The following is a 25,200-nucleotide window of genomic DNA, read 5'->3' on the forward strand; positions in this document are numbered from 1 at the left end:
CCTGCAGGGCCCGGGGTTTCCTGTCGTCTGCGCAGGAGAATCCCGTGAGAAATGCCAACCTGACGACGTAGTACCAGGTGAAGAACGCCACACGGCCATCTTGGGCCGTGAGGCCATCCGAAGGAGGGCGCCCATGCCGGAGTGGGATGAGCAGACGATACACAGGCAGCTCCTGGCCCGGGACCCGGCCGGGCTCGATGCGCTGGCGGGCGCGCTCGCTCACAGGCTCTACCGGCTGGCCGAGATGGCCCTGTGCGGGCTCGGCAGTGCGCAGGACGCGGAGGAGGTGGTGAGCGACGCCCTGGCCGCCGCCTGGGAGCGGGCCGCCGAGTTCGACCCGCAGCGGTCCACCCTCGCCAACTGGGTGCTGATGCTCACCAAGTACGCCGCGCTGGACCGGCGCCGGGCGCTTCGCCGCCGCACCCTGGACGACATGGGCCGGGCGAAGGTCATCCCCCTCAGCGCCGTGCCGGAAGCGGCAGAGCCGGAAGAGACCGCCCCTCCCGTCGATGCGGCGGTGGTGGCCCATGAGGAGCAGGCCGCCGTGCACGCCGCCCTGCGCCGCCTGCCGCCGGCGGAGCGGGAACTGTTGATCCGTCGGTATTTCTTCGAAGAATCCGTGGCCGAAATGGCCCGGGATCTGGGCCTCAGCCGCGGCGCCCTGGACACCCGCCTCTGGCGGGCCAGGCAGAACCTCAGGCGGCTGCTGAGCGACGAAAGCGAGGTGCACACGCATGACCGATAAGCACTTTACGCCGGATGAGCAGGCGTTTCTGACGGAGACCGGACTGAAGGCCGACGACCTCGCCCTCCTGGTGGCGGACGCCCCGCCGCTCCCGGCTGACACGCTCGAGCGCATCCGCAGCCGGGCGCGTGAGAAGGCAGGGCTTGCGCCGGCCGCTGCGGCCGCTGCCCCGGCTGCGGCGACCCCTGCACTGCCCAGCCGCCGGCCCGACCGTCGGCCCCGCCGCTGGCTGGCCGCTGCCGCCGCGGCTCTCCTGCTGGTGGGCGGAACGGTGGTGCTGAGCAACCCCGAAGGGGCCCTGGCCGCCATCCAGCGGCTGGTGCGCCTCGTGCCGGGCATCGGGTTGACCGAGACCGACGGCGAGACGTGGATCCTGCCCGAGCCCGTGTCGGTGGAGCAGGACGGCGTGCGGGTGACCGTAACCGGTGCCATCAGCAACCTCGACGGGACGCAGGTGCGGTACCGCGTGGACTGGCCCGCAGATGAGCCCCTCGACAAGGTCGAGTTCGCGTCTGCCCGCGAGAGTGCGTTTCCTGAACTACGTCTTCCGGATGGAACCGTGATCCGGAGGTGGGGCGGTTCCCTGGCCGGGGGCACGCGGGACATGGTCGGCCAGTACAACTTCGGTCCGCTGCCGCCCGGAACCAGCGAGGTCACCCTGGTGTTGCCTTACCTCTCCGGGGTCGCCGAACCGGTGGAGATTCCCGTCACCCTGGTCAACGCGGAAGAGGCCGGGCTGGCCGGGGCACACCCCGGAAACTGGTCGGAGGAGCGGCTCGGTGTGCAGGTCGGCGTGCCGTACTGGACGGCGGTGGATGATCGCATCGTCGTCTCCCTTGACACCCGACTGCCTGACGGCACCCGGGTCATCGACTACCGTGACTGGATCGAGCCGCACGGCTTCGTGGAGCCCGTCCTCATCGACGACCAGGGGCACACCTATCCCCTCATGATCGATGAGGCCGACCGCTCGGGGCCCTGGAGGCGCGCCGTCTTCCAGGGGCCGCTGGCGCCGGACGCCCGACGGCTGACGCTCACGGTGCCCTACCTGATACTGGAGGACTACACCGCCGAAGCCCGACTCACCGTACCCCTGGAGCAACTCGCCGAAGGAAAGCCGCTCCGGCTGAACGAGGAACTGCAGATCGGCAGCCACCGCTTCACCGTCGAGACGGTGACCCGGATCGATGCCGACACGTTCGGCTTCACGCTGGACCTCGGGCCGGAGGAGGGCGGTGTCCTCCTTCAGAAAGTGGGGATCGGCCACCGCATGTTCGGTGGACCGCGCGCCTGGAGCGCCCATGGGGAAAACGGCCAGTTCACGAGCATGGAGGTCGACTTCCGCAGCGCGCCGCGGCGGAACCTGGTGATCGTCTTCGCCGACCCGGAGTACCGCATGCACGGCGAATGGCAGGTGGAGCTGCCGGTGCCCAGCGACCGGCCTGATACGGAGTAGAGAGGCAGGGTGCCGCCCAACTGGCGGCACCCTGCCTCTCTGCTGAACCCTTCCTCGCACCCGCGCATCACTCCTCCACCACGAGCCAGCCCCTCACCCCGTACTTGCCCGGGTCGCCGATCGCGTACCGCCCCGGCACGGTCGGCGTGAACTCCACGACCGCCGTGCGGCCTGGCGACACCCACACCTCCACGTCGGCGCCGCCCGCGTGCATGTGCAGCTGCGGATCGAATCGCACCATCTTCAGGAACCGGTGGGGAACCTCCGGGATGATGAAGTTGTGGATCACGTCCGGGTTCTCGTTGGTGAGGGAGATCCGCACCTGCTGCCCCGCCCGCACCGTGATCTCCACCGGCAGCTCCAGGTCCCGGATGGTGAGGTCGTAGCGCACGGTGTTGAAGGGCTGGGTGTAGAAGAAGGCCAGCCAGATCGCGAAGGCCATGACCCCGGCGGCGACGGTCTTGACCAGCGCGTCGCCGCGAATGCCGCCCCGGCTGCGGGGATCGTAGCGCTTCAGGAGCAGCGAGTTGGAGACCACCGAGACCGACGAGAAGGCCATGGCCCCGCCGGCGATCATCGGGTTCAGGAGCCCGAAGGCCGCCATGGGGATGCCGATCACGTTGTAGATGAACGCCCAGAACAGGTTCTCCTTGATGGTCCGCATCGTCTGCCGGCTCAGCCGCAGGGCCTGGGCGATGCCCTTCAGGTCGCCGTTCATCAGGGTGACCGAGCCCGTCTCGATCGCGACGTCAGTGCCGGTGCCGATGGCGATGCCCAGGTCCGCCGTGGCCAGCGCCGGCGCGTCGTTGATGCCGTCGCCCACCATCGCGACGACCTTCCGGCCGCCCTCCTTCAGCTGCTCCACGTGCTGCGCCTTGTCGCCCGGCAGCACCTCCGCCAGGACCCGGTCCACGCCCACCTGCCGGCCGATGGCCTCGGCCGTGCGCCGGTTGTCGCCGGTGATCATCACGACCTCCAGCCCCAGCGCGTGCAGCTCGGCGATGGCCTCCGCCGACGTGGGCTTGACCGTGTCGGCCACGGCGATGATCCCGGCCAGGGCGCCGTCCACCGCCGCGAGCATCGCGGTCTTGCCCGCCGCCTCCAGTTCCGCCATCTGCGCCTCCGCCCGGGCCGTGTCGATGCCCCGCTCGGCCATCAGCCGGCGGGTGCCGACCAGGACCTGGTGTCCGGCCACCCGGGCCTCCAGGCCGGCGCCGGGGATGGCGCTGAAGGACTCGACCTCCGGCAGGACGACGTCCCGTTCCTTCGCGCCCGACACGATGGCCTGGCCCAGCGGGTGCTCCGACCGGGACTCGGCCGCGGCCACCAGGGCCAGCAGCTCCGCCTCGGTCAGGGTGCCCACGGGGATGACATCAGTCAGTTCGGGCCGGCCCCAGGTGATGGTGCCGGTCTTGTCCAGCACCACCACGTCCACCTTGTGGGCCCGCTCCAGGTGCTCGCCGCCCTTGAAGAGGATGCCCACCTCCGCCCCCTTGCCGGTGCCCACCATCACCGCGGTCGGGGTGGCCAGCCCCAGCGCGCAGGGGCAGGCGATGACCAGCACGGAGATGGCCGCGTGCAGGGCCGCGTTCCAGTCGTCGGCGATCAGCCCCCAGGCCACCAGGGTGACGGCCGCGATGCCGACCACGACGGGAACGAAGATGCCCGAGATCTGGTCCGCCAGCTTCTGGATCGGGGCCTTGGAGCCCTGGGCCTCCTCCACCATCCGGACGATCTGGGCCAGGGCGGTGTCCCTGCCTACCCGGGTCGCCCGCATGGTGATGGCGCCGTTCTTGTTGAGGGTCGCCCCGGTGACGGTATCGCCCGGCTTCTTGTCCACCGGGATGGGCTCGCCGGTCAGCATCGACTCGTCGACGGCCGATTCGCCGGAGAGGACCACCCCGTCCACCGGGATCTTCTCACCGGGCCGGACGACGATGACGTCGCCCACCACCACGTCCTCGACAGGCACGTCCCGCTCCACGCCGTCCCGCACCACCCGGGCGGTCTTGGCCTGGAGCGACAGCAGCTTGCGGATCGCCTCGGAGGTCCGGCCCTTGGCGATGGCCTCGAAGGTCTTGCCCAGCAGGATCAGGGTCAGGATGGTCGCGCTGGCCTCGTAGTAGTTCTCGCCGCCCAGGAAGAAGGAGAGGGCGACGGAATACAGGTACGCGGCCGTCGTGCCCATGGCCACCAGCACGTCCATGTTGGCCGAGCCGTGGCGCAGGTTCAGCCAGGCCCCGCGGTAGAAGCGCCAGCCGACCACCACCTGGATGATCGTCGCCAGTGTGAACTGGAACCACCGGTTCATCAGCACCGGGTGGTCGATCCGCAGCGGCATCAGGATCATGTTGGCGATGAACAGCGGCAGGGTCAGCGCCGCGGAGAAGGCGAGCAGCGCGATCTGCCGGCGCATCTCCTTCTGCCGCCGCTCCCGGTCGGCGTCCGCCGCGTCGGCGGCCAGCCTGGCGCCGTAGCCCAGGTCCCGGATCACCCGGATCAGGTCCTCGGCCCGCACGCCGACGGCCTCGACGGTCGCCTTCTCGGTGCTCAGGTTGACGCTGGCGCTCAGCACACCGGGCATCCTGGCCAGCTTCCGCTCAATCTTGGTGGAGCACGCCGCACAGGTCATGCCCGAGACATCAAAGGTGAACTTGTCCTTCACGACCCCGTAGCCCAGGTCCGTCACCAGGTCAAAGAGCTTGTCGGGGGTGATGACGGCCGGGTCGTAGTAGACGGTGGCCTTCTCCGTGGTCAGGTTGACACTGGCCTCCTGCACGCCCTCCGCCTTCCCCAGCCGCCGCTGGACGCGGGTGGAACAGGCGGCGCAGGTCATGCCCGTCACGCCGAACTCCAGCTTGACGCCGGTGCGGCTCTCCACCCCTTCGGCGAGGTTCATAATCTCGTTCATGGTCATGTCCTCCAGACGAGTTCGCTGTATCGGATCCCCTCGGGCCCCCTCTGGGTGAGTACCCCTACGGGGTATGGGTTCCTGCTCTTATCGTAGTGCACCTGAGTGAACGGCGTCAAGGGGCGGATCGCACAGGTCGTCGGGCGTCATGCGCATCAGGTGCTCAGGCGTAGGCTCCCCCGGAACGGCCGCGCGCTTCCAGAAGCGGAAGCCCGCCTTTTCGTACGCACGGATGGCCGCCGTGTTGGCCACCTCGGGGCCGATCACGCAGGCACGGGCGCCGAAGGAGCCGAAGACCACCTGCCGCATGAAGGCGCGGATGACCGCCGGCCCCAGCCCCCGGCCGATCAGCTCCGGCTCGCCGATGAACAGGTCCACGCCGGCGGTATCGTCGTCGACACCGATGTGGCGGGCGTAGTCCGGCCAGTCGTTGACCCGGTAGGTCTGGATGTACCCGATGGGGGTATCCCCGTGCAGGATGACGTAGGGCTGCGTGGGCTTCTCGCCGCGGATGTAGGGCAGGTACTCCTGCTCCACCTGCTCCCGCGTGCGCCCGCCGGGGCTGTACCAGCGCATCACGTGGGGCGTGTTGAGCCAGCGGTGCATAAGGTCCAGATCGTCCTCCGTCAGGCGGCGGAAGCTGATCGCGTGCTGCACAGTCTGCCTCCTCCTCTCGTGCGCGTCGCGAATCGGGCGAACCGGAAGGGGAAAGGGCACCCCTCTGACGAAACATTTGTAAGAATCATCTTGCATGGGGGAATTGCGGCATGAAGGCGCTGCGTGCGGTCTCGCTGACCAACACGGTGGTGATGCTCCTGGCGGTGCTCTGGGGCGCGTGGGTGACCTCCAGCGACTCCGGGGACGGCTGCGGGGCCTCCTGGCCCCTGTGCAAGGGCACCTTCATGCCCGACTGGGACTACGCCGCCATCGTCGAGTTCGGCCACCGGGTCGTCTCCGCCCTGGCCGGGCTGCTCTCGGTGGTGGTGCTGGTCTGGATTCTGCGGGCCCTGCCCGCCGCGGGCCGCCTGAAGCGGCTCGCTTTCGGAACCTTCTTTTTCGTCGTGCTGCAGGGAGCGCTGGGTGCGGCGGCGGTCCTGTGGCCCCAGCCCGACCTGGTGATGGCCCTCCACTTCGGCTTCTCCCTGCTCTGCTTCACCTTCGCCCTGCTGGCCACCGTCGAGCTCGCGCGGCTGGACGGCACGGCCCGCCTGCCCGCTGCCTCCGCCGGCGGAGGCGGCGCCGAAACGCCTGCCGCCCAGGGGATCCGCACCCAGGTGTGGGGCCTGGCCGTCTACACCTACCTCGTCATGTACCTGGGGGCCTACGTGCGCCACCTCGGGGCCTCCCTGGCCTGCACGGGCTGGCCGCTCTGCAACGGGGAGCTGATCCCGACGCTCTACGGCCCCGTGGGCGCCAACTTCGCCCACCGGCTCGGCGCCGCCCTGGCCGTGGTCCTGGTGCTGCGGCTCTGGTGGACCGCCCGCCGGGCGGCCGACCGGGCCGACCTGCGCCGCGGCGCGGCGTGGGCCCTGGCTCTGATGCTGGCTCAGGTGGCCAGCGGCGCGCTCTTTCCCCTGGGCTACCTCAACCTGTTGACCCAGCTTCTGCACACCAGCCTGATCGCAGGGTTCTGGGGCGTGCTCAGCTACCTCTGCTACGTCACGCTGCCGGCGGAGCGGAGGGCCGCAGCCCTGGCCGACGCCTCCTCTGTGTAGCTGACACCGAGCCCGGGAGGGCTGACGGCGGATCACCGTGAGCCGCACTCTGCCAATAAGACGGCGTCCGGAGTTCATGGCTTCCGGACGCCTTTTCTCTTCCCCGAACCGTCCGCCACGGGGGGAACCGCGCGCCGTCGTCCGCAGGTACGATGCGCCTGCCCCCAGCGGCCGACCCTTCCCTCTCCCTTCGGTGCGACCGGGTTCATTCCCCAAAGACCGGCGGAAGAATGCCCCCGAAGCCGATTTCGCCGCCTTTCTTCCCGGGTATGCTCGAACCGTAAGCAATCGGAGCGACCCGGAAGGAGGAAGCCATTATGATGGAAGTCCTGGTGGTCCTGGGCCTGCTGAGCATCGTCCTGTTCGCCCCGACTTCCCTGGAGATCCGGCGGCGTGAACTGCAGCACGGCTGCGAGTTCCTCGGCTCTGCCCTCCCGGGCCGCGTCCGGTAACTCCGGCCCTGCCCCAGGGTCGGGCGGCGCGCCGCGAGCATCCGCAAGCGGAGCGACCCGGAAGGAGGATGTCATGATGATGGACGTGGTGATCATCCTGGGCCTGCTGAGCACCGTCCTGTTCCGCCCGACCGCGGTGGAGATCCGCCGGCGCGAGCTGCAGTACGGCTATGAGGTGCTCGGCTCCGCCCTGCTGCGGGATCCGGTGAGCTACTGTCCCCCGCATGATATGGAAGCGGTCCTGCCCGTGCCGCGGGAGCGCCTTGACAGTCATGGCGCCCGGGGTTGTAGTGAACCGCAGACGCCGGCTCAACCGACATGGTCTTGCGGAGCACGACTACGATGACTCGCACGACCGCTGAGGGCAGAGAAGCCATCGAGGAGCTAAGAAGCGGTCCTTCCCAGCCTCGATGGCTTCATTTTCGATGCCCAATTCTTCACGGCAACCCAACCTTCACCCGGCGGCCTCCCGTGCGACCAGGGGAGCCGCGCTGGAAGCGCCGCAGTGACGATGCCCCCCTCCGCCAGGACGATCACCGGGGCGACTTGCCGAAGTCAGCTTACTTCCAGTCGCTGCGGGCCTGCCTGCGGCCCCGGAGCCGCTTCTCCGCATTCACCGCCGCCAGGGCGCCGTGGGCAGCGGCGACCACAGCCTGCTTGACCTCGCCGCCCAGCAGGTCGCCGATCGCGAAGACCATCGGCACCCGGGTCTCGAAGGTCTCCCGGTCCACGATGACGGTGCCGTCCGGGTTGGTGGGCACGGTGCCCATCAGGTAGTCGGTCACCGGCCTGTTGCCCTGCATAAAGATGAACACGCCGGGCACTTCGATCACCTGCTCACCCTCCGGCCCTGCGATCCGGATGCCCTCCACTTTCTGCTCGCCCAGCACCTCCAGGAGCCGGCCCGGGACCCGCTCGATCTTCGGATTCTGCTCCAGGTCCTCCAGCAGGTGCGGCGACGCCTTGGGCTGCCGGCCCGCGTGGACCAGGATGACCTTCCCGGCGAAGTTGCTCAGGTAGAGCGCCTCCTCCACGGCCTCCTCCCCGCTGCCGACGACGGCCACCGGCCGGCCCCGGAAGAAGGCGGCGTCGCAGGTGGCGCAGTAGCTCACGCCCCGACCGACCAGCCGCTCCTCGCCGGGCACGAAGCTGGCGCGGCCCATCGAGCCGGTGGCCAGGATCACCGCGCGGCCCCGGAACGTGCCGCTGCCGGTGTAGACCTCCTTCACCTCGCCGTCGAGGCTGACGCCGATCACCTGCTCCTGCACGAACTCGGCACCGAAGGACTCCGCCTGCCTGCGGATCGTCCTGACGATTTCGGGCCCCGTCGCGTTCGGCATCCCCGGGTAGTTGTCCACCTTCTGCGTCATGCCCAGCGCGCCTGCGCCCAGGCTCTTGTCGATCACGATCGTCTTCAGATCGGCGCGCGCCGCGTAGAGCGCCGCCGTCGCGCCGCCCGGCCCGCCCCCGATGATCACGAGGTCGTACAGCTGCTCGGCCGGCGTGTGGCTCAGAGTCGCTGCCATATCGCCCATTCCCCTTTCCTTGCAGGGTCTGCACACGGATGCCGCCGGACCCTCGCCGCGGCTGTTACCTCTTTGGACACCGGACGACGGCGGTCAGATACCCCCATGGGTATATGAGACAGCCCGCCCCGGCACGCCCGGGACGGGCTGTTCACCTCACAGAATCGCATTCAGGAACGCCTTCGTGCGGGGGTGCTGCGCGCTGGTGAAGATCTGCTTCGGCTCTCCCTGCTCCACCAGCCGGCCCTCGTCCATGAAGATCACCCGGTCGCAGACCTCCCGGGCGAAGCCCATCTCGTGGGTGACCACCATCATCGTCATGCCGCCCAGCGCCAGCCGCTTCATCACCTCCAGCACCTCCTTGACCATCTCCGGGTCCAGGGCGGAGGTGGGCTCGTCGAAGAGCATGACCTCGGGGTTCATCGCGAGCGCCCGGGCGATGGCCACCCGCTGCTTCTGCCCGCCGGAGAGGCTGTCCGGGTAGGCGTGGGCCTTGTCCCGCAGCCCGACCTGGGCCAGCAGCTCCAGAGCACGGGCCTCGGCATCCCTGGGCGACAGGCGGCCGGTCAGCACCGGCGCCAGCGCCACGTTCCGCAGTACCGGCATGTGCGGAAAGAGGTTGAAGTGCTGAAAGACCATCCCCACCCGCTGCCGCAGCCGGTTGACGTCGAAGCCGGGCGCCGTGATCTCCTGCCCGTCCACCTCGATGGAGCCGGCGGTGGGCCGCTCCAGCAGGTTCACGCAGCGCAGCAGGGTCGACTTACCGGAGCCGGAGGGCCCGATGAGCGCGACGACCTCGCCTCTGCCCACGTCCAGGTCGATGCCCCGCAGCACCTCCAGCTTGCCGAAGGACTTGCGCAGGTTCCTAATGCGTATCACCCTTGCCCAGCCTCCTCTCCAGCAGCCGCACCAGCTGTGACGTGATCCCGGTCAGCAGCAAGTAGTACACGGCGGCCACCACCAGGGCCTGGAACATGGCGAAGTGCGCGGTGCCCACCGTCTTCGTCTTGAACATGATGTCGGCGACGCCCAGCACCGAGATCACGGACGACTCCTTGATAAGCGACGCAAACTCGTTGGCCAGCGGCGGCAGGGCGCGGCGGAAGGCCTGGGGCAGGATGATGTGCCGCATCGTCTGCGCAAAGGTGAGCCCCAGGGACCGGCCGGCCTCCATCTGCCCCCGGTCGATGGACTCGATCGCCCCGCGGAAGATCTCCGCCACGTAGGCGCCGCTGTTGAGCGACAGCGCGATGGTGCCGGCGGTCATGGCGGGGAGGTCGATGCCAAAGAGGAAGAAGGGGCCGTAGTACATCAGGTAGAGCTGCACCAGGAACGGCGTGCCGCGCACGACCTCCACGTAAAGCGTGGCCAGTCCGTACAGCGCCCGCAGGACCAGGTTGGACGGCTTCTGGCTGCGCAGGAGCCCGGCGACCAGGCCGATGAGGGTACCGAAGAGGATCCCCAGGGCCGAGATCTGAAGGGTGATCTTGACCCCTTCGAAGATGATCGGAGCAAAGACGGGTATGACGTCCCAGCGCATCGCGGATCTCCCCTCAAAAGGCCCCCAGACCGCCGTTCCCCTGGCGGACTGGGGGCCCCGTGCGTCTTCGGAGCGGCTGCTACTCCTCGGCCTTGGCCTCGGGCGGCGGCGCCACCTCGTACTTCTCAATCAGCTGGTCGATGGTGCCGTTCGCCTGGAGCTTGGCGAGGATCTCGTTGACGGCCTCCCGGAGTTCATCGTCGTCCTTGCGGAAGGCCACGGCGTTCTCTTCCTTCGTCAGTTCGAAGGCCACCGTCAGCTCCGGCCGGGTGGCGGCGTAGTTCTTCACCACGGCGTAGTCGCCCACGACGGCCTGCACGCGGCCGGCCACCAGATCCAGCACCGCGGCCTCGAACAGCTCATAGGAGCGGACCTCGGCGCCCTCGATCTCCTTCGCCGCGATCTCGCCGGTGGTGCCCAGCTGCACGCCGATGGTCTTCCCCTGCAGATCCTCCGCCTTCTGGATGGTGCCCTCGCTGGCCACGGGGATCAGCACGGACTGGGCCGTCATCCAGTAGGGATCGGAGAAGTCCACCGACTCCAGCCGGTCGGGGGTGATGGTCATGGCGGAGATCACCATGTCCGCCTTGCCGGCCGCCAGGTCGAGCAGCAGGGTGTCGAAGATGCCCTCGGTGATCTCCAGCTCCACACCCAGCTCGTCGGCGATGGCCTGGGCCAGCTCCATCTCCCAGCCGACAATGGTATCCTTTCCGTCGATGATGGCGTGATACTCAAACGGCGGGTAATCGGCGCTGGTGGCCACGACGATCTTGCCGCTCTGCTTGATCTGCTCCAGCCGGCTGACCGGGGCCTCGGCCTGCTCGTTCTGCGCGGGCGGAGCCGGCGCGCCGCCGTTCGGGGCGCCCCCGGACTGCGTGCCGCCAGACTGCGCGCCGCCGCAGGCGGCCAGCGCCAGACTGAGGATCAATCCCAGGGCAAGGGTGCGGACTTTCTTCATGAACATCTACTCCTTATCGGCATATCCTCATCGGGGTCGAGAAGTGTCGAGAGTGAATATACACCCGGCTGAATAAATATGCAAGCCTGCAGAGCGAACACGCACAGTTCCGAATTGAGTCCGATGCGGTAAAAAGGGTGCAGGGGGCGAGACCTGCGTCTCGCCCCCTGCATGTGCGACGGAGGGCCACCACTCCCCCGTCTCAAGGAGACAGTGCTGGATGGGGGGCCACCACTCCCCCGCCCAGCGCCGGCCGGGTCACCACTCCGGCCGGGGTGGTGGTCGTTCCGGGCTCACCGCACCGCTACAGTCAGCCCGTCACGACCACAGGTCGCCTACACGCGGCGACTACATGAGATTATACCATGTCCCCCTGCACCGCGCGAGAATCATTTTTCGCTATGTATTCTTTATCAACGATCCCATCTCAGGATACCTATGGTTAAACCCACGCCTCTCCCATAAACGGCATAAATCGCGGCGATAGAGACTTCCCTTTGGACACCTGCGCCGCGGGTCGGGTAACCTGTTGATAGAAAGGGGTGTCAATTCCATGAACTGCCCGCGCGTCTGCGTCTGGTGCGGCTCGGCGATCGCAGATGAGCAGGAGGACCACAGCAACCTCTGCCCGGAGTGCAGCCAGGTAGACGAGATGGAATCGGCCACTCCCCTGTACCCCGTCGGCGAACGGCAACCCTTCCACGACTAGCCCCGGCATTCTCCGAACTCACGCGACTCGCCCCCGCAGGCGCCCGTGCGCCGCGGGGGCTTCTTTCATGCTTCGGTTTCAGGGAGTTCGGTGATGCGCACCGACTCGATCCGGATCTCCTCCAGCGGCTTCGAGCGCTCCCCGCCGTACGACGGTCCCACCGGCACCGAGGCCAGAGCCTCGACCACGTCCATCCCCTCCACCACCCGGCCGAACTGGGTGTAGTGGGGGAACTGGTTCAGGCCGGCCGCCTGGGGCCCGGAGCAGATGAAGAACTGGCTGCCGTTGGTGTTCGGGCCGGCGTTGGCCATGGCCACGATGCCCGGCTCGTAGGGGTGCTTCGGCGGCAGCTCGTCCGGGAACCGGTAGCCGGGACCGCCGCGCCCGGTGCCCGTGGGGTCGCCGGTCTGGATCATGAACGGCTTGATGACCCGGTGAAACTTCACCCCGTCGTAGAACCCCTCCCGGGCCAGGAAGACGAAGTTGTTGACGGTGAGGGGCGCGTCGCCGGCGAACAGGTCGATGACGATATCACCCTTGGTGGTCCTGAGGGTCGCCCGGTACCGCTTGGACGGGTCGATCTGCATCGGAGGCGGGGAACTCCACTGCTTCGCCACGGGAATCCTCCTTCGGTCGGATGTGGATAGCCTGTGCCGGGATCGCGATCTTGATGCCATGCTCCCGGAAGGCGTTGAGGATCTGCATATTCAGTTCATCCGTAACGCGGAACCGGTTCGTATACGAATCGACCCAGCAGCTGAAGAAGAGGTCCAGTGAGTAGGTGCTGAAAGCGCTCAGCCAGACGCCGGGGGCCGGGTCTTTCAGGACCTCGGGATGGCTCTCGAGCACTTCCCGCAGCACCTGCTTGGCCTTCTCGACATCGGTGTCGTAGGTCACCCGGATGGTCTGCCGGATGGCCGCCTGGGGCGTGGGGAGCGCGTAGTTGATCACCCGCGTGTTGGCCATATCCTTGTTGGGCACGACCAGGGCGGTCCCGTCGAACTGCCGGATGCGGGTGGTGCGCAGGCCGATCTCCACCACCACGCCTACCCTGCCGTCGTTCAGCTCGATCCAGTCGCCCACCCGGAACGGCCGGTCGATGAGGATGGCCAGGCCGCCCAGCATGTTGGAGAGCGTCTCCTGCGAGGCGAGGGCAATCGCCGCCGTGGCGACGCCGGCCGTCGCGACCAGCGCGGAGATCGAGATGCCGAACAGCTCCAGCACGATGGAGATGGCGAAGAAGTAGACGACGCCCGCCACCAGCTTCTTCACCATCGGCAGCAGTTCCCGGTCCCACGTGCCGCCGCTCCGGCCCGCGAGTTCGTGCAGGTACCAGTCCAGCGCGGCCATGATCAGGGCGTTGACCAGCACCGCCACCGCCACCACCACGAAGGCCTCGACCAGGTTCCCGGCCACCGTGAACTGCACGGCGTACCGCCCGCCGGCCCGGAAGGCAGGGATGGCGCTGCCCAGGGACATCAGCGCCAGCCGCAGACCCAGGGAGAAGATCACCCAGCGAACCGCCGGCGTCCCGGCCTCCACCAGCCGGTCGTCCAGGGTGGTGTTGGACCGGTTGACCACCCGGTTGGCGATCCAGCGCAGGATCCGCTTCGCGAGGCCGGCCACGAACCAGGCCACCAGCACCTGCCCGGCGAAGACCACCCACGCCACCCAGTACTGTTCCAGCGCCACGCGCACGTTCTGCAGCCAGAGTTCCACGGATATTCCCCCGAAGAATGACATTATCCATTTCATATTAGAAGCATCTGGCGGGACAGGCAAGGGCGCGACGCGGCTACTGCACGATGCCAATGCTCCGCAGGAAGTCGCGGGCCACCTCTTCGACGGGCTCCTCCAGCGAGTCCACCCGGTAGTTCAGCTCCTGCATGACCTCATCCGTCAGCTTGCCGGCCAGCTCGTTCAGGGCGTCCATCAGCTCAGGGTGCCGCTGCACCGCGTCCATGCGGACCAGGTAGCCACCGTTGTACGGCGGGAAGAAGTTCTTGTCGTCCTCCAGGATCACCATGTCGAACTCCTTCAGCTTGCCGTCGGTCGCATAGGCATCGATGATGTGCACGTCCCCGTTCTCAATCGCCTTGTAGCGCAGGCCGGTCTGCATGGTCGCAACGTCCTTGAACTCGAAACCGTAAGTCGCGACCAGCGGCTCGTAGCCGTCCACGGTGCGGGCCATGAACTCGTTGGTGGTGCCGAAGACCAGCTGGTCGTCCACTGCGAGCAGATCAGAGTAAGTCTTCAGGTTGTACTTCTCCGCCACCTCGCGCGGCACGGCCAGCGTGTAGGTGTTGTTCATGCCCAGCGGCTCCGACCAGGTGAGGCCGAACTTCTCCTCGGTCTCCCTCTTCACCAGTTCGTACAGCTTGGTCGGATCCTCGATGGGATCCGTGCGCTGCAGGTGCGCGCTGTAGGCGGTGCCGTCATACTCGGCATAGAGCGTCAGGTCGCCCGTCCGCAGGCCGTTGAAGTTCACCGTCGTGCCGCCCAGGTTGAGCTTGCGCTCCACCTGCAGGTCGGTCCGGGCCTCAATGACCTGTGCGGCGATCTCGCCCAGCAGGATGGATTCGGTGAAGTCCTTCGATCCGACGATCACCTTGTCTGCCCCGGTCGCACCGGCCCCACCGCCGGAGCCGCCGCAACCGGCGATCAGTGCGATGGAGAGCAGGAGACCGGTGACCGCAAGACGCGTTCGGCGCTGAACATCCATAGAAAAACGGAACCTCCTTCACGCATTCGAGTTTCCCCTGGAGCTGTCAGGCCTGCCGCAGGCCCCGCGGCGTCAGCCAACGCTCCAGGGCGCCCATGCCCAGGTCCGCGAAGATCGCCAGCAGGGCCGCAGGCAGGGCCCCGGCCAGGATCATCTTGTCCTGCACCCGGTCGATGCCGGCGAAGATCTCGGAACCCAGACCGCCGGCGCCCGCCAGCGACATGATCGATGCTGTGCCGATGGCGATGACGGTGGCCAGGCGCACCCCCACCATCGCGACCGACAAGGCCAGCGGCAGCTGGACGACCCGCAGGATCTGCCAGCGGGTCATCCCCATCCCCTCGGCCGCCTCGATCAGCGCCGGGTCGATGGAGAGGATGGCCGTGTGGGTGGACCGGATGATGGGCATCAGCGTGTAGAGAAAAAGGACGGTCACGCCGGTAGCCGGCGTCAGTCCCAGGAAGAGCATCACAAAACCGATGGCGGCCAGCGCGGGAATCGTCTGCAGCGCGTTGGCCACCCAGAGCACCGGCTCCGCCAGCCGGCGGAAGCGGGTGATGAGGTAGCCCGCCGGCACGCCCACCAGCACGCCGTAGAACACGGCCAGCAGGGCAAGCTTCACGTGCTGCCCCGTCAGGTGCAGCAGACGGGGCCACTGCAGCCCCACGTACTGCACGAACTCCTGAAGAAGCTCCATCCCTCGGCTGCCCCCTTCCTACACCTGAAGCCCGCGCGGCGTCACCTTGCGCTCCAGGCGCCCCAGAAGGAAGTCGGCCAGCAGGGCCATCAGCGTCACGGGCACGCCCCCCGCCAGGATCAGCTTCGGCGAGACCATGGCGTAGCCGCTCACAATCGGCTCGCCCAGGCCCCCGGCGCCCACATACGCGCCCAGCGTCGCCCAGCCGATGATCAGCACCGTCGACGTGCGGATCCCGCTCATGATCACCCGGAACGCCAGCGGCAGCTCCACCGTCACCAGCATCTGCAGCGGCGTCATCCCCATGCCCCGGGCCGCCTCCTTCACCGACGGGTCCACCCCCACCAGCCCCTTGCACGTGTTGCTCAGGATCGGCAGCAGGGCGTACAGAAACAGCGCCGTCAGCGCCGGCTTCGTCCCGATCCCCATCAGCGGGATCATGAACGCCAGCAGGGCGATCGCCGGCAGCGTCTGAAACAGCCCCACCACCGTGATCACCGGGTCCGCCAGCCGCCGGCTGCGGCTCAGCACGATGCCCGCAGGAACGGCCACCGCAATCGCCAGCAGGACCGCTGACAGGGAGAGCGTCAGGTGCTCCAGCGTCAGATGGGCCAGCTTCTGCCACGTGATCATGCCGTCGCACCCCCGCTCCGCTCGGCCTCCTCCAGGCCCGACAGCGTCCCCACCAGGGAGGTGTTGGTCACCAGCCCCTGCAGCCGCCCCTGCTCATCCACCACCGGCAGGAACTCCAGCCGCTCCAGCAGCATCCGCTGCACCGCATGCGTCACCGGCTGGTGCGGCTGGACCGTCGTCAGGCGCGTCTGCATGATCTCCCCCAGCGTCCGGTGCCGCGCCATCCCCCGCTCGATCGCCCGCGCCGTCACCAGCCCCAGCAGCTTCCCGTCCTCGTCCACCACCAGCACCGAGTTCACACGCCGCTTCCGCATGGTGGCCACCGCCTCCGCCAGCCCGTAATCCGGACGGGCCGACACCGGGTCCTGGATCATGATCTCCCCCACCGTCAGCGACTCCGCCGGCGTCACCATCCGGTGCCGCCCCACGAACTGCTCCACAAACTCGTCCTTCGGGTTCCGCAGCAGCTCCTCAGGGCTGGCCACCTGGTGGATCCGCCCCTCCTTCATCACCACGATCCGGTCCGCCAGCTTCAGGGCCTCATCCATGTCGTGGGTCACGAAGACCACCGTCTTCTTCAGCTTCGCCTGCAGTCGCTTCAGCTCGTCCTGCAGCGTCTCCCGCGTAATCGGGTCCAGCGCCCCGAACGGCTCATCCATCAGGATCAGGTCCGGCTCGGCGGCCAGCGCCCGGAGCACCCCCACCCGCTGCTGCTGCCCGCCAGACAGCTCCCGCGGGTAGCGGTCCCGGTACACCGCCGGGTCCAGCCCCACCATCTCCAGCAGCTCATCCACCCGCCGGTCCCGGCGGGCCTTGTCCCAGCCCAGCAGCCGGGGCACCAGCTCGATGTTCTGCGCGATGGTCAGGTGCGGAAAGAGGCCGACCTGCTGGATCACGTAGCCGATGTTGCGCCTGAGCTCCACCGGGTTGACCGTGGAGATGTCGCGCCCGTCCACGTAGATCTTGCCGGAGGTGGCCTCGTGCAGCCGGTTGATCATCTTCATCGTTGTCGTCTTGCCGCACCCCGAAGGGCCGATCAGGCAGACGAACTCGCCGCGCGCGATGTGCAGGTTCAGCTCCTGTACCGCCTTCGTGCCATCGGGGTAGACCTTGGATACATTTTCAAAGCGAACCATACCACTCCCCCCTTGCCACACCCAAGCGAAGGCCGCCGGAGACAGTAACCAACAACCTCACATTACGATCCAAGTTGTCAGATGTCAACCCAGAAATCGCACGGCAACCTCCGCCCCTCGTCCAGCGGGACGGCAGACGGCGCCCTGCTGCCCCCCGGCGGCCGGACGCGGAAAACCAGGCCCCCGTTTCGGGCCGGCCTGGTTTTCCTGACGCACAGGGCCGGATACCGAAGGCGACCCACGAGCCGCGAGTCGAGACTCGCGGGTCACCACTCACCGCAACTCGCCCACAGTGCACAGCCAACAGCTCACCGTCGACCGCTCATCGCTCACCCACAGCCCACCGCTCACGGCCAGCAGCTCACTGCTCATCGCTCACCCACAGCCCGCCGCTCACGGCCAACAGCTCACTGCTCACTGCTCGCTCGCCCACAGCCCGCCGCTCACCGCCAACAGCTCACTGCTCACCGCTCATCGCTCGCCCACAGCCCACCGCTCACCGCCAAAAGCTCACTGCTCACTGCTCACCGCTCATCGCTCGCCCATTGCTCACCGCTCACGGCCAACAGCTCACTGCTCACTGCTCATCGCTCACCCACAGCCCACCGCTCACCGCCAAAAGCTCACTGCTCACCGCTCATCGCTCACCCACAGCCCACCGCTCACCGCCAAAAGCTCACTGCTCACTGCTCACCGCTCATCGCTCGCCCACTGCTCACCGCTCACGGCTCACGGCTCAATGAGTCCGACTTCCACCAGGAAATCCCGGGCGACCTCCTCCACCGGTTCCTCCAGCGAATCGACCCGGTAGTTGAGCTCCTGCATCTTCTCATCCGGCAGCAGGCCGCCCAGCTGGTTCAGCAGCTCGATGATCTCGGGGTGCTTCTCCGCCGCGTCCATGCGCACGACATACGCGCCGTTGTAGGGCGGGAAGAAGTTCTTGTCGTCCTCCAGGATCACCATGTCAAACTCCTTCAGCTTGCCGTCGGTGGCGTAGGCGTCGATCACCTGGATCTCGCCGGCCTCGATCGCCTTCCAGCGCAGGCCGGTCTGCATCGTCGCCACGTCCTTGAACTCGAAGCCGTACGCCTCCACCAGCGGGTAGTAGCCGTCCACCTGGCGGCCCATGAACTCGTTGGTCGTGCCGAAGATCAGCTGGTCGTCGACCGCCAGGAGGTCGGAGAAGGTCTTCAGGTTGTACTTCTCGGCGATCTCCCGGGGGACCGCCAGCGTGTAGGTGTTGTTCATCCCCAGGGGCGCCGTCCAGGTGATCCCGAACTTCTCCTCAAACTCCTTCTTCACCAGGTCGTACAGGCCGTCGGGATCGGTGATGGGCTCCGTGTGCCCCAGAATCGGTCCGTAGCCCGTGCCGTCGTACTCGGCGTACAGCGTGATGTCGCCGTTCTTCAGGCCGTTGAAGTTCACCGACGTGCCCCCGAGGCTGTGCTTCCGCTCGACCTTCAGGTCCGTCCGGTTTTCGATGAGCTGAGCCGCGATCTCGCCCAGCAGGATCCCCTCGGTGAAGTCCTTCGAGCTGACGACGATGGTGTCGCCCGTCCCGCCGGAGCCGGCGGACCCGCCGCATCCGGCCAGCAGGGAAACGGACAGCAGTGCGGCGATGATGAGAGAGAACATACGTTTCTTCAACATTGTATGACTTAACCTCCCTGTACTTGGCATGATGCCGACGGCCTCCAGCAAACCTCACGCCCGGCGCAGCCCCCGGGGCGTCAGCCAACGCTCCAGGGCGCCCATGCCCAGGTCTGCAAAAATCGCCAGCAGCGCCGCCGGCAGGGCGCCGGCCAGGATCATCTTGTCCTGCACCCGGTCGATGCCGGCGAAGATCTCGGAACCCAGCCCCCCGGCGCCGCCCAGCGACATGATCGACGCCGTGCCGATGGACATCACCACCGCCAGGCGGATCCCCACCATCATCACGGCCAGGGCCAGGGGAAGCTGGACGATCCGCAGGATCTGCCAGCGGGTCATCCCCATCCCCTCGGCCGCCTCGATCAGCGCCGGGTCGATGGAGAGGATGGCCGTGTGGGTGGACCGGATGATGGGCATCAGGGTGTACACGAACAGGCAGAAGATGCCGGTCGCGGGGCTGAGGCCCAGGAAGAGCATGACGAAGCCGATGAGCGCCAGCGCGGGAATCGTCTGCAGCGCGTTGGCCACCCAGAGCACCGGCTCCGCCAGCCGGCGGAAGCGGGTGATGAGATAGCCCACCGGCACGCCCACCAGCACGCCGTAGAACACGGCGGTCAGGGCCAGCTTCAGATGCTGCGCGGTCAGGCCCAGCAGCCTGGGCCAGTGGCCGCTCACATAGGTGATCAGTTCCTGCATCAGTTCCATCGCACACCTTCCCCCTTCCTACACCTGAAGCCCGCGCGGCGTCACCTTGCGCTCCAGGCGCCCCAGAAGGAAGTCGGCCAGCAGGGCCATCAGCGTCACGGGCACGCCCCCCGCCAGGATCAGCTTCGGCGAGACCATGGCGTAGCCGCTCACAATCGGCTCGCCCAGGCCCCCGGCGCCCACATACGCGCCCAGCGTCGCCCAGCCGATGATCAGCACCGTCGACGTGCGGATCCCGCTCATGATCACCCGGAACGCCAGCGGCAGCTCCACCGTCACCAGCATCTGCAGCGGCGTCATCCCCATGCCCCGGGCCGCCTCCTTCACCGACGGGTCCACCCCCACCAGCCCCTTGCACGTGTTGCTCAGGATCGGCAGCAGGGCGTACAGAAACAGCGCCGTCAGCGCCGGCTTCGTCCCGATCCCCATCAGCGGGATCATGAACGCCAGCAGGGCGATCGCCGGCAGCGTCTGAAACAGCCCCACCACCGTGATCACCGGGTCCGCCAGCCGCCGGCTGCGGCTCAGCACGATGCCCGCAGGAACGGCCACCGCAATCGCCAGCAGGACCGCTGACAGGGAGAGCGTCAGGTGCTCCAGCGTCAGATGGGCCAGCTTCTGCCACGTGATCATGCCGTCGCACCCCCGCTCCGCTCGGCCTCCTCCAGGCCCGACAGCGTCCCCACCAGGGAGGTGTTGGTCACCAGCCCCTGCAGCCGCCCCTGCTCATCCACCACCGGCAGGAACTCCAGCCGCTCCAGCAGCATCCGCTGCACCGCATGCGTCACCGGCTGGTGCGGCTGGACCGTCGTCAGGCGCGTCTGCATGATCTCCCCCAGCGTCCGGTGCCGCGCCATCCCCCGCTCGATCGCCCGCGCCGTCACCAGCCCCAGCAGCTTCCCGTCCTCGTCCACCACCAGCACCGAGTTCACACGCCGCTTCCGCATGGTGGCCACCGCCTCCGCCAGCCCGTAATCCGGACGGGCCGACACCGGGTCCTGGATCATGATCTCCCCCACCGTCAGCGACTCCGCCGGCGCCACCATCCGGTGCCGCCCCACGAACTGCTCCACAAACTCGTCCTTCGGGTTCCGCAGCAGCTCCTCAGGGCTGGCCACCTGGTGGATCCGCCCCTCCTTCATCACCACGATCCGGTCCGCCAGCTTCAGGGCCTCATCCATGTCGTGGGTCACGAAGACCACCGTCTTCTTCAGCTTCGCCTGCAGTCGCTTCAGCTCGTCCTGCAGCGTCTCCCGCGTGATCGGGTCCAGCGCCCCGAACGGCTCATCCATCAGGATCAGGTCCGGCTCGGCGGCCAGCGCCCGGAGCACCCCCACCCGCTGCTGCTGCCCGCCAGACAGCTCCCGCGGGTAGCGGTCCCGGTACACCGCCGGGTCCAGCCCCACCATCTCCAGCAGCTCATCCACCCGCCGGTCCCGGCGGGCCTTGTCCCAGCCCAGCAGCCGGGGCACCAGCTCGATGTTCTGCGCGATGGTCAGGTGCGGAAAGAGGCCGACCTGCTGGATCACGTAGCCGATGTTGCGCCTGAGCTCCACCGGGTTGACCGTGGAGATGTCGCGCCCGTCCACGTAGATCTTGCCGGAGGTGGCCTCGTGCAGCCGGTTGATCATTTTCATCGTCGTCGTCTTGCCGCACCCCGAAGGGCCGATCAGGCAGACGAACTCGCCGCGCGCGATGTGCAGGTTCAGCTCCTGTACCGCCTTCGTGCCATCGGGGTAGACCTTGGATACATTTTCAAAGCGAACCATGTTGCAGCATTGCCCCCTTCTGTCACTGAAGCGCAGAGCTGGACGTTAACCAACAACCCTAAGATAAAAGAAGGGGTTGTTGGTTGTCAACCCCATTAACTATTGGTGCGTCGTAGGTTATCCGCCGGAAAAGGAACGGCGCCCACCGGCCAGGGGCGGCTGGTGGGCGCCGGCAGTCTTCGTGTCAGGGATCCATCACCGGCACCGCCGTGGAGGCCAGCAGCTCGCGGCAGCGGGCGCGGGCGGCGTCGGACCCCACGATGGTGAGCACGTCGCCGGCCTTCAGCTCCATGTCGGCCGGGGGCGAAAAGTACTCCTCCTTCCCGCGGATGATCGCGACCGCGGTGACCCCCGTGGAGGTGCGCAGACGGATCTCGCCCAGCGACCGGCCCACGGCCCAGGAGGTCGCCTGCAGCACCAGCTCCTCAACGTGGCGGGTCCCCACGGCGCCTGCCGCATGTTTCAGCAGGCGGTCCAGCGCGTTTTCGATCTGCTCATCGAGCCGCCGCCGCTCGCGCAGCAGCTGGCGGAGCTGCCGGATCTCCTGCTCCACCCGGAACCGGTTGGCCTCGGCGTCCACGTACTCCTGCGCGGCCACCTGGGAAAGGATGCGGATGCCAGACCCGGCAACCGCCTTCACCACACCCCGCTCATGGAGAATCGCCACCGCCCGGCGGATCGTCTCGGGCGACACCTGGTAGGTGCCGGCCAGGCTGGAGCGGCCCAGGAGCCGGGTGCCCTCCTCCAGTTCGCCGCAGGCGATGCGGCGTGCCAGATCCAGTGCGATGGCCTCGTACCGCGGCAGACCGGTCTGCTCCCGCTTCACACGTTTCAGCTCCCCTGTCACTGATCGCATCTTTATGGTATCACACGTCAGAAAAGGCGCAAGGGGAGCCGGGGCGGCCGGGCGCCGGCCGCCCCGGCTCAGGACGCCGCCCCGGGCCGGTACAGCGAGCGGCACGTCTGCACGCTCAGCAGGTAGTACGCCCCGTACACCACCGCGAAGATGCCGGCCGTGATCAGGGCCGCGGGGGCTACGGTGTCATACCCCGCCTCCCGGAGCAGCGCCCGGTTCAGCGCCACCAGGGCCACGCCCGCGTGCAGGAGGGCGACCAGCACCGGCGTCAGGAAGTAGAGCCCCACCTGCCGGGCGATCAGGCCGCCCAGCATGGCGTCGTCCACACCGAGCTTGCTGAGCACGGTGAACCGCTGCCGGTGCTCCAGCGCGTCCGTCACCTGCTGCAGGGCGAGCAGGGTGGCGGAGATGAGGATGAACATGATCCCCACGTAGAAGGAGAAGAACACCAGGATGCCCTCGACCATGTAGACGGTCCCCATGGTCTCGTTCCGGGACGAGAACGAGATCCACCCGTCCTCCGGCCAGTGCTCCCGCACCCAGGTCCTGGCCGCCTCCTCCAGCCCGGCGGACGCCGCGCCCGGCGCCTCGGCCACCAGGTGCCGTTCGAACAGGTGCCGCTCGTCCTCGGGCGCCGCGTCCAGCAGCGCCTCCAGCACCGCATCCGGCACCACCAGCAGCGGGCCGTCGAAGGCCAGCTGGGCGCCCAGGGGCTCGGTGAAGACCTGCGCGGCGGCCGGCCGCAGCAGGAGCCCGGCCAGCTCCACGGGCTGCCCAGCCGCCACCGCCCGCTCCCAGGCGGCGAGGCTGGCCTCCGCGGCCGGATGGCCGCTGCTCAGCGCGTGCACCAGGTAACCGTCCCCGGCCGGCGGTACGTCCGGGTAGCCCTTCAGGGCCCGCAGGGCGCGGTAGGCGGAGGAGGATATGGCCCGCGCCGGCATATAGGCCGGGTAGCCCCACTGCTCGTCCGCCCGGAACCGCTCGGCGTCCTCCGGCAGCATCAAGTCGGCCCCCTGCACGCCGGTGCGGGCCGCCACGAACTCGGCCACCTGCCCCTCCGCAACGCCGTGCTCAGCCAGGATCGTCCGCAGCCCGCGATAGTCCTGGTCGAGATCGGTGCTGACCGCCATGTAGCTGAAGGGCACCTCCCCTTCCATCCCCTGGCGGACCGCCGCACCGAGGCCCAGACCGGTGGACATGGCGCAGATCGTGAAGGTGAGCATGAGGGCGATGGTGGCCAGCATCGCGGCATGGGTGTTGATCTTGCTGGTGACCTGCCGGTAGAGGAAGAGGTTCAGCCCCCGGGCCAGCCAGCCACCGGTGCGCCGCCGGATGCCGGTCAGGAGCCCGGCCAGGGCCAGGAAGAGCAGGTACGTCCCGACGACGCCCAGCACGATGCCCACGGGGACGCGGGGATCGGTGGGGTCGAGCCCGACGGTGCGGCTCACCTGGTCCGCCAGCCAGTAGGCGGATCCCAGCGCGCCGGCGCTGAGCAGCCCGGCGGCCAGGGCCAGGGGCCGGCTCCGCAGGCGGATCTCCTCGTTCCTGCGAGCCCCGATGATCAGCTCGATCAGCCGCTGCCGGTAGACCGCGGCCGCCTGCCAGAGTGCGACGCCCAGGAACATGAGGCCGTAAAGGATCAGAGTCCGGAGGGCGGCCCCCGGGGAATAGACGACGCCCCGCCCGGCCACCGGCGCCTGGAGCACCTGCGCGACGACCAGGCCAAAGGCCTGCGAGAGCAGCACGCCCAGGGCCAGCCCCGCGCCCAGGGCCACAGCGCCGATGGCGGCGATCTCGCCCAGAAGGAGAAGGGCCAGCCGCCCCTGTTCCATGCCCAGCAGCAGGTAGGTGCCCAGCTCCCGGCTCCGCTTGCGCACGATCACGCGGTTGGCGTAGAGCACCAGCAGGGCCACCACCCCGGTCATCACGGTCGACACCCACTCCGTGGCCGCCACCGCGCCCCGGGCCATGCGCCGCTGGCTTTCCGACAGGCTCTGGAACGCGGGCTGATCCGGCACGGAGTTAAATACGTAAAATATGGCCACCGCAAATACAAGCGTCATGAAGTAGATGCCGTAGTCCCGCAGGCTGCGCCGCAGGTTGCGCCAGGCCAGCTTAGCGTACACCGTCGTGGCCACCCCCCAGCTCGGCCAGCACGCCGATGATCCGGTCGAAGAAGCGCTGCCGGGGCGCGTCGCCCCGCACCAGCTCCGTGAAGAGCCGGCCGTCCTTGATGAAGAGGATGCGCCGGCAGTAGCTCGCGGCCACGGGGTCGTGGGTGACCAGCAGGATGGTGGCCGCCAGCTCGCGGTTCAGCGCCGCGAGGGCCTCCAGCAGGTCCCCGGCCGAGCGGGAGTCCAGGTTTCCCGTCGGCTCGTCGGCCAGCACCAGGTCCGGCCCCGTGATGAGCGCGCGGGCCGCCGCGGCGCGCTGCTTCTGGCCCCCGGAGACCTGGTACGGAAACCGGTCCAGGGCGTCCTCGATCCCCAGCCGCCGGGCCATGGCGGCCACCCGCCGGTCGATCTCCCGGCCGGGCGCCCCGGCGATGGAGAGGGCGAGGCCGATGTTCTCCCGGAGCGTCAGGGTGTCCAGCAGGTTGAAATCCTGGAAGATGAAGCCCAGCCGCTCCCGGCGGAACCGGGCCAACTCCCGCCGGCCCAGGGCGGTCACCTCCCGGCCGCCGATCCAGACCCGGCCGGCGGTGGGCGCGTCAATCGTGGAGATCACGTTGAGCAGCGTGGTCTTGCCGGAGCCGGACGGCCCCATGACCCCCACGAACTCGCCCCGGTCGACAGCCAGGCTGACGCCGCGCAGCGCGTGGGTCACGGTGCCGCGGCTCCCGTAGTCCTTCACGAGGTCGACGACCTCCAGAATTCGCTCTGCAGCAGGCACAGGTGCATCCCTCCATGTGAGGCGTATCTGTGCACCAGCCTAGCGGATGCTCCTTTCGGACGCCCCTGCACGGAGCTTACGGTTTTCGGCGGGAAGCTTACGGTTTCGTAAGCGCCATGAACCTAAGC

General features: G+C 68.1%; 25 protein-coding genes. 6 read left to right on the forward strand and 19 right to left on the reverse strand.

The window, feature by feature from the left end:
• The first annotated feature begins 133 nt into the window (after positions 1 to 133).
• On the forward strand, positions 134 to 745 hold the full coding sequence (locus tag ACZ5UM_RS00755; RefSeq protein ID WP_464846226.1) for an RNA polymerase sigma factor: 612 nt from the start codon (positions 134 to 136) through the stop codon (positions 743 to 745).
• Entirely contained in the window at positions 735 to 2,201 is a 1,467-nt protein-coding gene (locus tag ACZ5UM_RS00760) for a hypothetical protein (RefSeq protein ID WP_464846229.1), read from the forward strand. Before ACZ5UM_RS00755 ends, ACZ5UM_RS00760 begins: the two co-directional genes overlap by 11 nt.
• 67 nt (positions 2,202 to 2,268) lie before the next feature.
• Here the strand turns inward: ACZ5UM_RS00760 and ACZ5UM_RS00765 are convergent, their stop codons facing one another.
• Both ACZ5UM_RS00765 and ACZ5UM_RS00770 read right to left on the reverse strand, forming a co-directional pair.
• Positions 2,269 to 5,112, reverse strand: a complete 2,844-nt coding sequence (locus tag ACZ5UM_RS00765) for a heavy metal translocating P-type ATPase (protein ID WP_464846232.1) — start codon at positions 5,110 to 5,112, stop codon at positions 2,269 to 2,271.
• Between the two features lie 87 nt (positions 5,113 to 5,199).
• Positions 5,200 to 5,769: a GNAT family N-acetyltransferase gene (locus ACZ5UM_RS00770; protein ID WP_464846235.1), complete on the reverse strand. Its 570-nt coding sequence runs from the start codon at positions 5,767 to 5,769 to the stop codon at positions 5,200 to 5,202.
• Between the two features lie 110 nt (positions 5,770 to 5,879).
• On the opposite strand from ACZ5UM_RS00770, the gene ACZ5UM_RS00775 reads away from it, so the two are divergent.
• The 3 genes from ACZ5UM_RS00775 (at position 5,880) to ACZ5UM_RS00785 (ending at position 7,625) form a co-directional block, all read left to right on the forward strand.
• Positions 5,880 to 6,827 carry a COX15/CtaA family protein gene (locus tag ACZ5UM_RS00775; RefSeq protein WP_464846237.1) on the forward strand — a complete coding sequence of 316 codons (948 nt, stop codon included), beginning with the start codon at positions 5,880 to 5,882 and terminating at the stop codon, positions 6,825 to 6,827.
• Positions 6,828 to 7,144: 317 nt separating this feature from the next.
• The gene (locus ACZ5UM_RS00780; RefSeq protein ID WP_464846238.1) at positions 7,145 to 7,279 is read left to right on the forward strand and encodes a hypothetical protein; all 135 of its coding nucleotides are present in this window, start codon (positions 7,145 to 7,147) and stop codon (positions 7,277 to 7,279) included.
• A 76-nt stretch (positions 7,280 to 7,355) separates the two neighbouring features.
• On the forward strand, positions 7,356 to 7,625 hold the full coding sequence (locus ACZ5UM_RS00785) for a hypothetical protein (protein ID WP_464846241.1): 270 nt from the start codon (positions 7,356 to 7,358) through the stop codon (positions 7,623 to 7,625).
• Positions 7,626 to 7,839: 214 nt separating this feature from the next.
• Here the strand turns inward: ACZ5UM_RS00785 and ACZ5UM_RS00790 are convergent, their stop codons facing one another.
• From ACZ5UM_RS00790 to ACZ5UM_RS00805, 4 genes are all read right to left on the reverse strand, one after another.
• Positions 7,840 to 8,805, reverse strand: a complete 966-nt coding sequence (locus tag ACZ5UM_RS00790) for an NAD(P)/FAD-dependent oxidoreductase (protein WP_464846243.1) — start codon at positions 8,803 to 8,805, stop codon at positions 7,840 to 7,842.
• Between the two features lie 156 nt (positions 8,806 to 8,961).
• On the reverse strand, positions 8,962 to 9,684 hold the full coding sequence (locus ACZ5UM_RS00795; protein WP_464846245.1) for an amino acid ABC transporter ATP-binding protein: 723 nt from the start codon (positions 9,682 to 9,684) through the stop codon (positions 8,962 to 8,964).
• Positions 9,671 to 10,345 (reverse strand): amino acid ABC transporter permease, encoded by a 675-nt coding sequence (locus tag ACZ5UM_RS00800; RefSeq protein ID WP_464846247.1) that lies wholly within the window; start codon positions 10,343 to 10,345, stop codon positions 9,671 to 9,673. The genes ACZ5UM_RS00795 and ACZ5UM_RS00800 overlap by 14 nt, the downstream gene beginning before the upstream one ends.
• 79 nt (positions 10,346 to 10,424) lie before the next feature.
• Positions 10,425 to 11,303 carry a basic amino acid ABC transporter substrate-binding protein gene (locus ACZ5UM_RS00805; protein ID WP_464846248.1) on the reverse strand — a complete coding sequence of 293 codons (879 nt, stop codon included), beginning with the start codon at positions 11,301 to 11,303 and terminating at the stop codon, positions 10,425 to 10,427.
• 553 nt (positions 11,304 to 11,856) lie between these two features.
• Here ACZ5UM_RS00805 and ACZ5UM_RS00810 point away from each other — a divergent pair.
• Positions 11,857 to 12,012 (forward strand): hypothetical protein, encoded by a 156-nt coding sequence (locus ACZ5UM_RS00810; RefSeq protein WP_464846251.1) that lies wholly within the window; start codon positions 11,857 to 11,859, stop codon positions 12,010 to 12,012.
• A gap of 65 nt (positions 12,013 to 12,077) precedes the next feature.
• Here ACZ5UM_RS00810 and ACZ5UM_RS00815 read toward each other — a convergent pair whose 3' ends face one another.
• The 13 genes from ACZ5UM_RS00815 to ACZ5UM_RS00875 all read right to left on the reverse strand — a co-directional run bounded on the left by ACZ5UM_RS00815 (position 12,078) and on the right by ACZ5UM_RS00875 (position 25,072).
• The gene (locus ACZ5UM_RS00815; RefSeq protein ID WP_464846253.1) at positions 12,078 to 12,599 is read right to left on the reverse strand and encodes a peptidylprolyl isomerase; all 522 of its coding nucleotides are present in this window, start codon (positions 12,597 to 12,599) and stop codon (positions 12,078 to 12,080) included.
• Positions 12,544 to 13,731 carry a mechanosensitive ion channel family protein gene (locus tag ACZ5UM_RS00820; protein WP_464846255.1) on the reverse strand — a complete coding sequence of 396 codons (1,188 nt, stop codon included), beginning with the start codon at positions 13,729 to 13,731 and terminating at the stop codon, positions 12,544 to 12,546. Before ACZ5UM_RS00820 ends, ACZ5UM_RS00815 begins: the two co-directional genes overlap by 56 nt.
• Before the next feature lie 76 nt (positions 13,732 to 13,807).
• Complete coding sequence (locus tag ACZ5UM_RS00825) at positions 13,808 to 14,734, reverse strand: glycine betaine ABC transporter substrate-binding protein (RefSeq protein WP_464846257.1); 927 nt, start codon at positions 14,732 to 14,734, stop codon at positions 13,808 to 13,810.
• Positions 14,735 to 14,780: 46 nt separating this feature from the next.
• Entirely contained in the window at positions 14,781 to 15,431 is a 651-nt protein-coding gene (locus tag ACZ5UM_RS00830) for an ABC transporter permease (RefSeq protein WP_464846258.1), read from the reverse strand.
• 18 nt (positions 15,432 to 15,449) lie between these two features.
• Positions 15,450 to 16,064 carry an ABC transporter permease gene (locus ACZ5UM_RS00835; RefSeq protein ID WP_464846261.1) on the reverse strand — a complete coding sequence of 205 codons (615 nt, stop codon included), beginning with the start codon at positions 16,062 to 16,064 and terminating at the stop codon, positions 15,450 to 15,452.
• Positions 16,061 to 17,200: a betaine/proline/choline family ABC transporter ATP-binding protein gene (locus ACZ5UM_RS00840; RefSeq protein ID WP_464846262.1), complete on the reverse strand. Its 1,140-nt coding sequence runs from the start codon at positions 17,198 to 17,200 to the stop codon at positions 16,061 to 16,063. Before ACZ5UM_RS00840 ends, ACZ5UM_RS00835 begins: the two co-directional genes overlap by 4 nt.
• Before the next feature lie 729 nt (positions 17,201 to 17,929).
• Positions 17,930 to 18,850, reverse strand: a complete 921-nt coding sequence (locus ACZ5UM_RS00845) for a glycine betaine ABC transporter substrate-binding protein (RefSeq protein ID WP_464846263.1) — start codon at positions 18,848 to 18,850, stop codon at positions 17,930 to 17,932.
• A 54-nt stretch (positions 18,851 to 18,904) separates the two neighbouring features.
• On the reverse strand, positions 18,905 to 19,555 hold the full coding sequence (locus tag ACZ5UM_RS00850; protein WP_464846264.1) for an ABC transporter permease: 651 nt from the start codon (positions 19,553 to 19,555) through the stop codon (positions 18,905 to 18,907).
• An 18-nt stretch (positions 19,556 to 19,573) separates the two neighbouring features.
• Positions 19,574 to 20,188: an ABC transporter permease gene (locus ACZ5UM_RS00855; protein ID WP_464846261.1), complete on the reverse strand. Its 615-nt coding sequence runs from the start codon at positions 20,186 to 20,188 to the stop codon at positions 19,574 to 19,576.
• Entirely contained in the window at positions 20,185 to 21,324 is a 1,140-nt protein-coding gene (locus ACZ5UM_RS00860; protein WP_464846265.1) for a betaine/proline/choline family ABC transporter ATP-binding protein, read from the reverse strand. The genes ACZ5UM_RS00855 and ACZ5UM_RS00860 overlap by 4 nt, the downstream gene beginning before the upstream one ends.
• A 184-nt stretch (positions 21,325 to 21,508) precedes the next feature.
• Positions 21,509 to 22,150: a cation:proton antiporter regulatory subunit gene (locus ACZ5UM_RS00865; protein ID WP_464846267.1), complete on the reverse strand. Its 642-nt coding sequence runs from the start codon at positions 22,148 to 22,150 to the stop codon at positions 21,509 to 21,511.
• Between the two features lie 98 nt (positions 22,151 to 22,248).
• The gene (locus tag ACZ5UM_RS00870; RefSeq protein WP_464846270.1) at positions 22,249 to 24,306 is read right to left on the reverse strand and encodes an ABC transporter permease; all 2,058 of its coding nucleotides are present in this window, start codon (positions 24,304 to 24,306) and stop codon (positions 22,249 to 22,251) included.
• Positions 24,296 to 25,072, reverse strand: a complete 777-nt coding sequence (locus ACZ5UM_RS00875; protein ID WP_464846272.1) for an ABC transporter ATP-binding protein — start codon at positions 25,070 to 25,072, stop codon at positions 24,296 to 24,298. Before ACZ5UM_RS00875 ends, ACZ5UM_RS00870 begins: the two co-directional genes overlap by 11 nt.
• Positions 25,073 to 25,200: the final 128 nt, after the last annotated feature.

The sequence above is a fragment of the Symbiobacterium ostreiconchae genome (assembly GCF_055396975.1).

Coding starts and splice junctions, on each gene's coding strand:
- ACZ5UM_RS00755 (WP_464846226.1), top strand. CDS start 134: ATGCCGGAGTGGGATGAGCAGACGATACACAGGCAGCTCCTGGCCCGG.
- ACZ5UM_RS00760 (WP_464846229.1), top strand. CDS start 735: ATGACCGATAAGCACTTTACGCCGGATGAGCAGGCGTTTCTGACGGAG.
- ACZ5UM_RS00765 (WP_464846232.1), bottom strand. CDS start 5,112: ATGAACGAGATTATGAACCTCGCCGAAGGGGTGGAGAGCCGCACCGGC.
- ACZ5UM_RS00775 (WP_464846237.1), top strand. CDS start 5,880: ATGAAGGCGCTGCGTGCGGTCTCGCTGACCAACACGGTGGTGATGCTC.
- ACZ5UM_RS00780 (WP_464846238.1), top strand. CDS start 7,145: ATGATGGAAGTCCTGGTGGTCCTGGGCCTGCTGAGCATCGTCCTGTTC.
- ACZ5UM_RS00785 (WP_464846241.1), top strand. CDS start 7,356: ATGATGGACGTGGTGATCATCCTGGGCCTGCTGAGCACCGTCCTGTTC.
- ACZ5UM_RS00790 (WP_464846243.1), bottom strand. CDS start 8,805: ATGGCAGCGACTCTGAGCCACACGCCGGCCGAGCAGCTGTACGACCTC.
- ACZ5UM_RS00800 (WP_464846247.1), bottom strand. CDS start 10,345: ATGCGCTGGGACGTCATACCCGTCTTTGCTCCGATCATCTTCGAAGGG.
- ACZ5UM_RS00805 (WP_464846248.1), bottom strand. CDS start 11,303: ATGAAGAAAGTCCGCACCCTTGCCCTGGGATTGATCCTCAGTCTGGCG.
- ACZ5UM_RS00810 (WP_464846251.1), top strand. CDS start 11,857: ATGAACTGCCCGCGCGTCTGCGTCTGGTGCGGCTCGGCGATCGCAGAT.
- ACZ5UM_RS00815 (WP_464846253.1), bottom strand. CDS start 12,599: ATGCAGATCGACCCGTCCAAGCGGTACCGGGCGACCCTCAGGACCACC.
- ACZ5UM_RS00825 (WP_464846257.1), bottom strand. CDS start 14,734: ATGGATGTTCAGCGCCGAACGCGTCTTGCGGTCACCGGTCTCCTGCTC.
- ACZ5UM_RS00830 (WP_464846258.1), bottom strand. CDS start 15,431: ATGGAGCTTCTTCAGGAGTTCGTGCAGTACGTGGGGCTGCAGTGGCCC.
- ACZ5UM_RS00835 (WP_464846261.1), bottom strand. CDS start 16,064: ATGATCACGTGGCAGAAGCTGGCCCATCTGACGCTGGAGCACCTGACG.
- ACZ5UM_RS00840 (WP_464846262.1), bottom strand. CDS start 17,200: ATGGTTCGCTTTGAAAATGTATCCAAGGTCTACCCCGATGGCACGAAG.
- ACZ5UM_RS00845 (WP_464846263.1), bottom strand. CDS start 18,850: ATGTTGAAGAAACGTATGTTCTCTCTCATCATCGCCGCACTGCTGTCC.
- ACZ5UM_RS00850 (WP_464846264.1), bottom strand. CDS start 19,555: ATGGAACTGATGCAGGAACTGATCACCTATGTGAGCGGCCACTGGCCC.
- ACZ5UM_RS00855 (WP_464846261.1), bottom strand. CDS start 20,188: ATGATCACGTGGCAGAAGCTGGCCCATCTGACGCTGGAGCACCTGACG.
- ACZ5UM_RS00860 (WP_464846265.1), bottom strand. CDS start 21,324: ATGGTTCGCTTTGAAAATGTATCCAAGGTCTACCCCGATGGCACGAAG.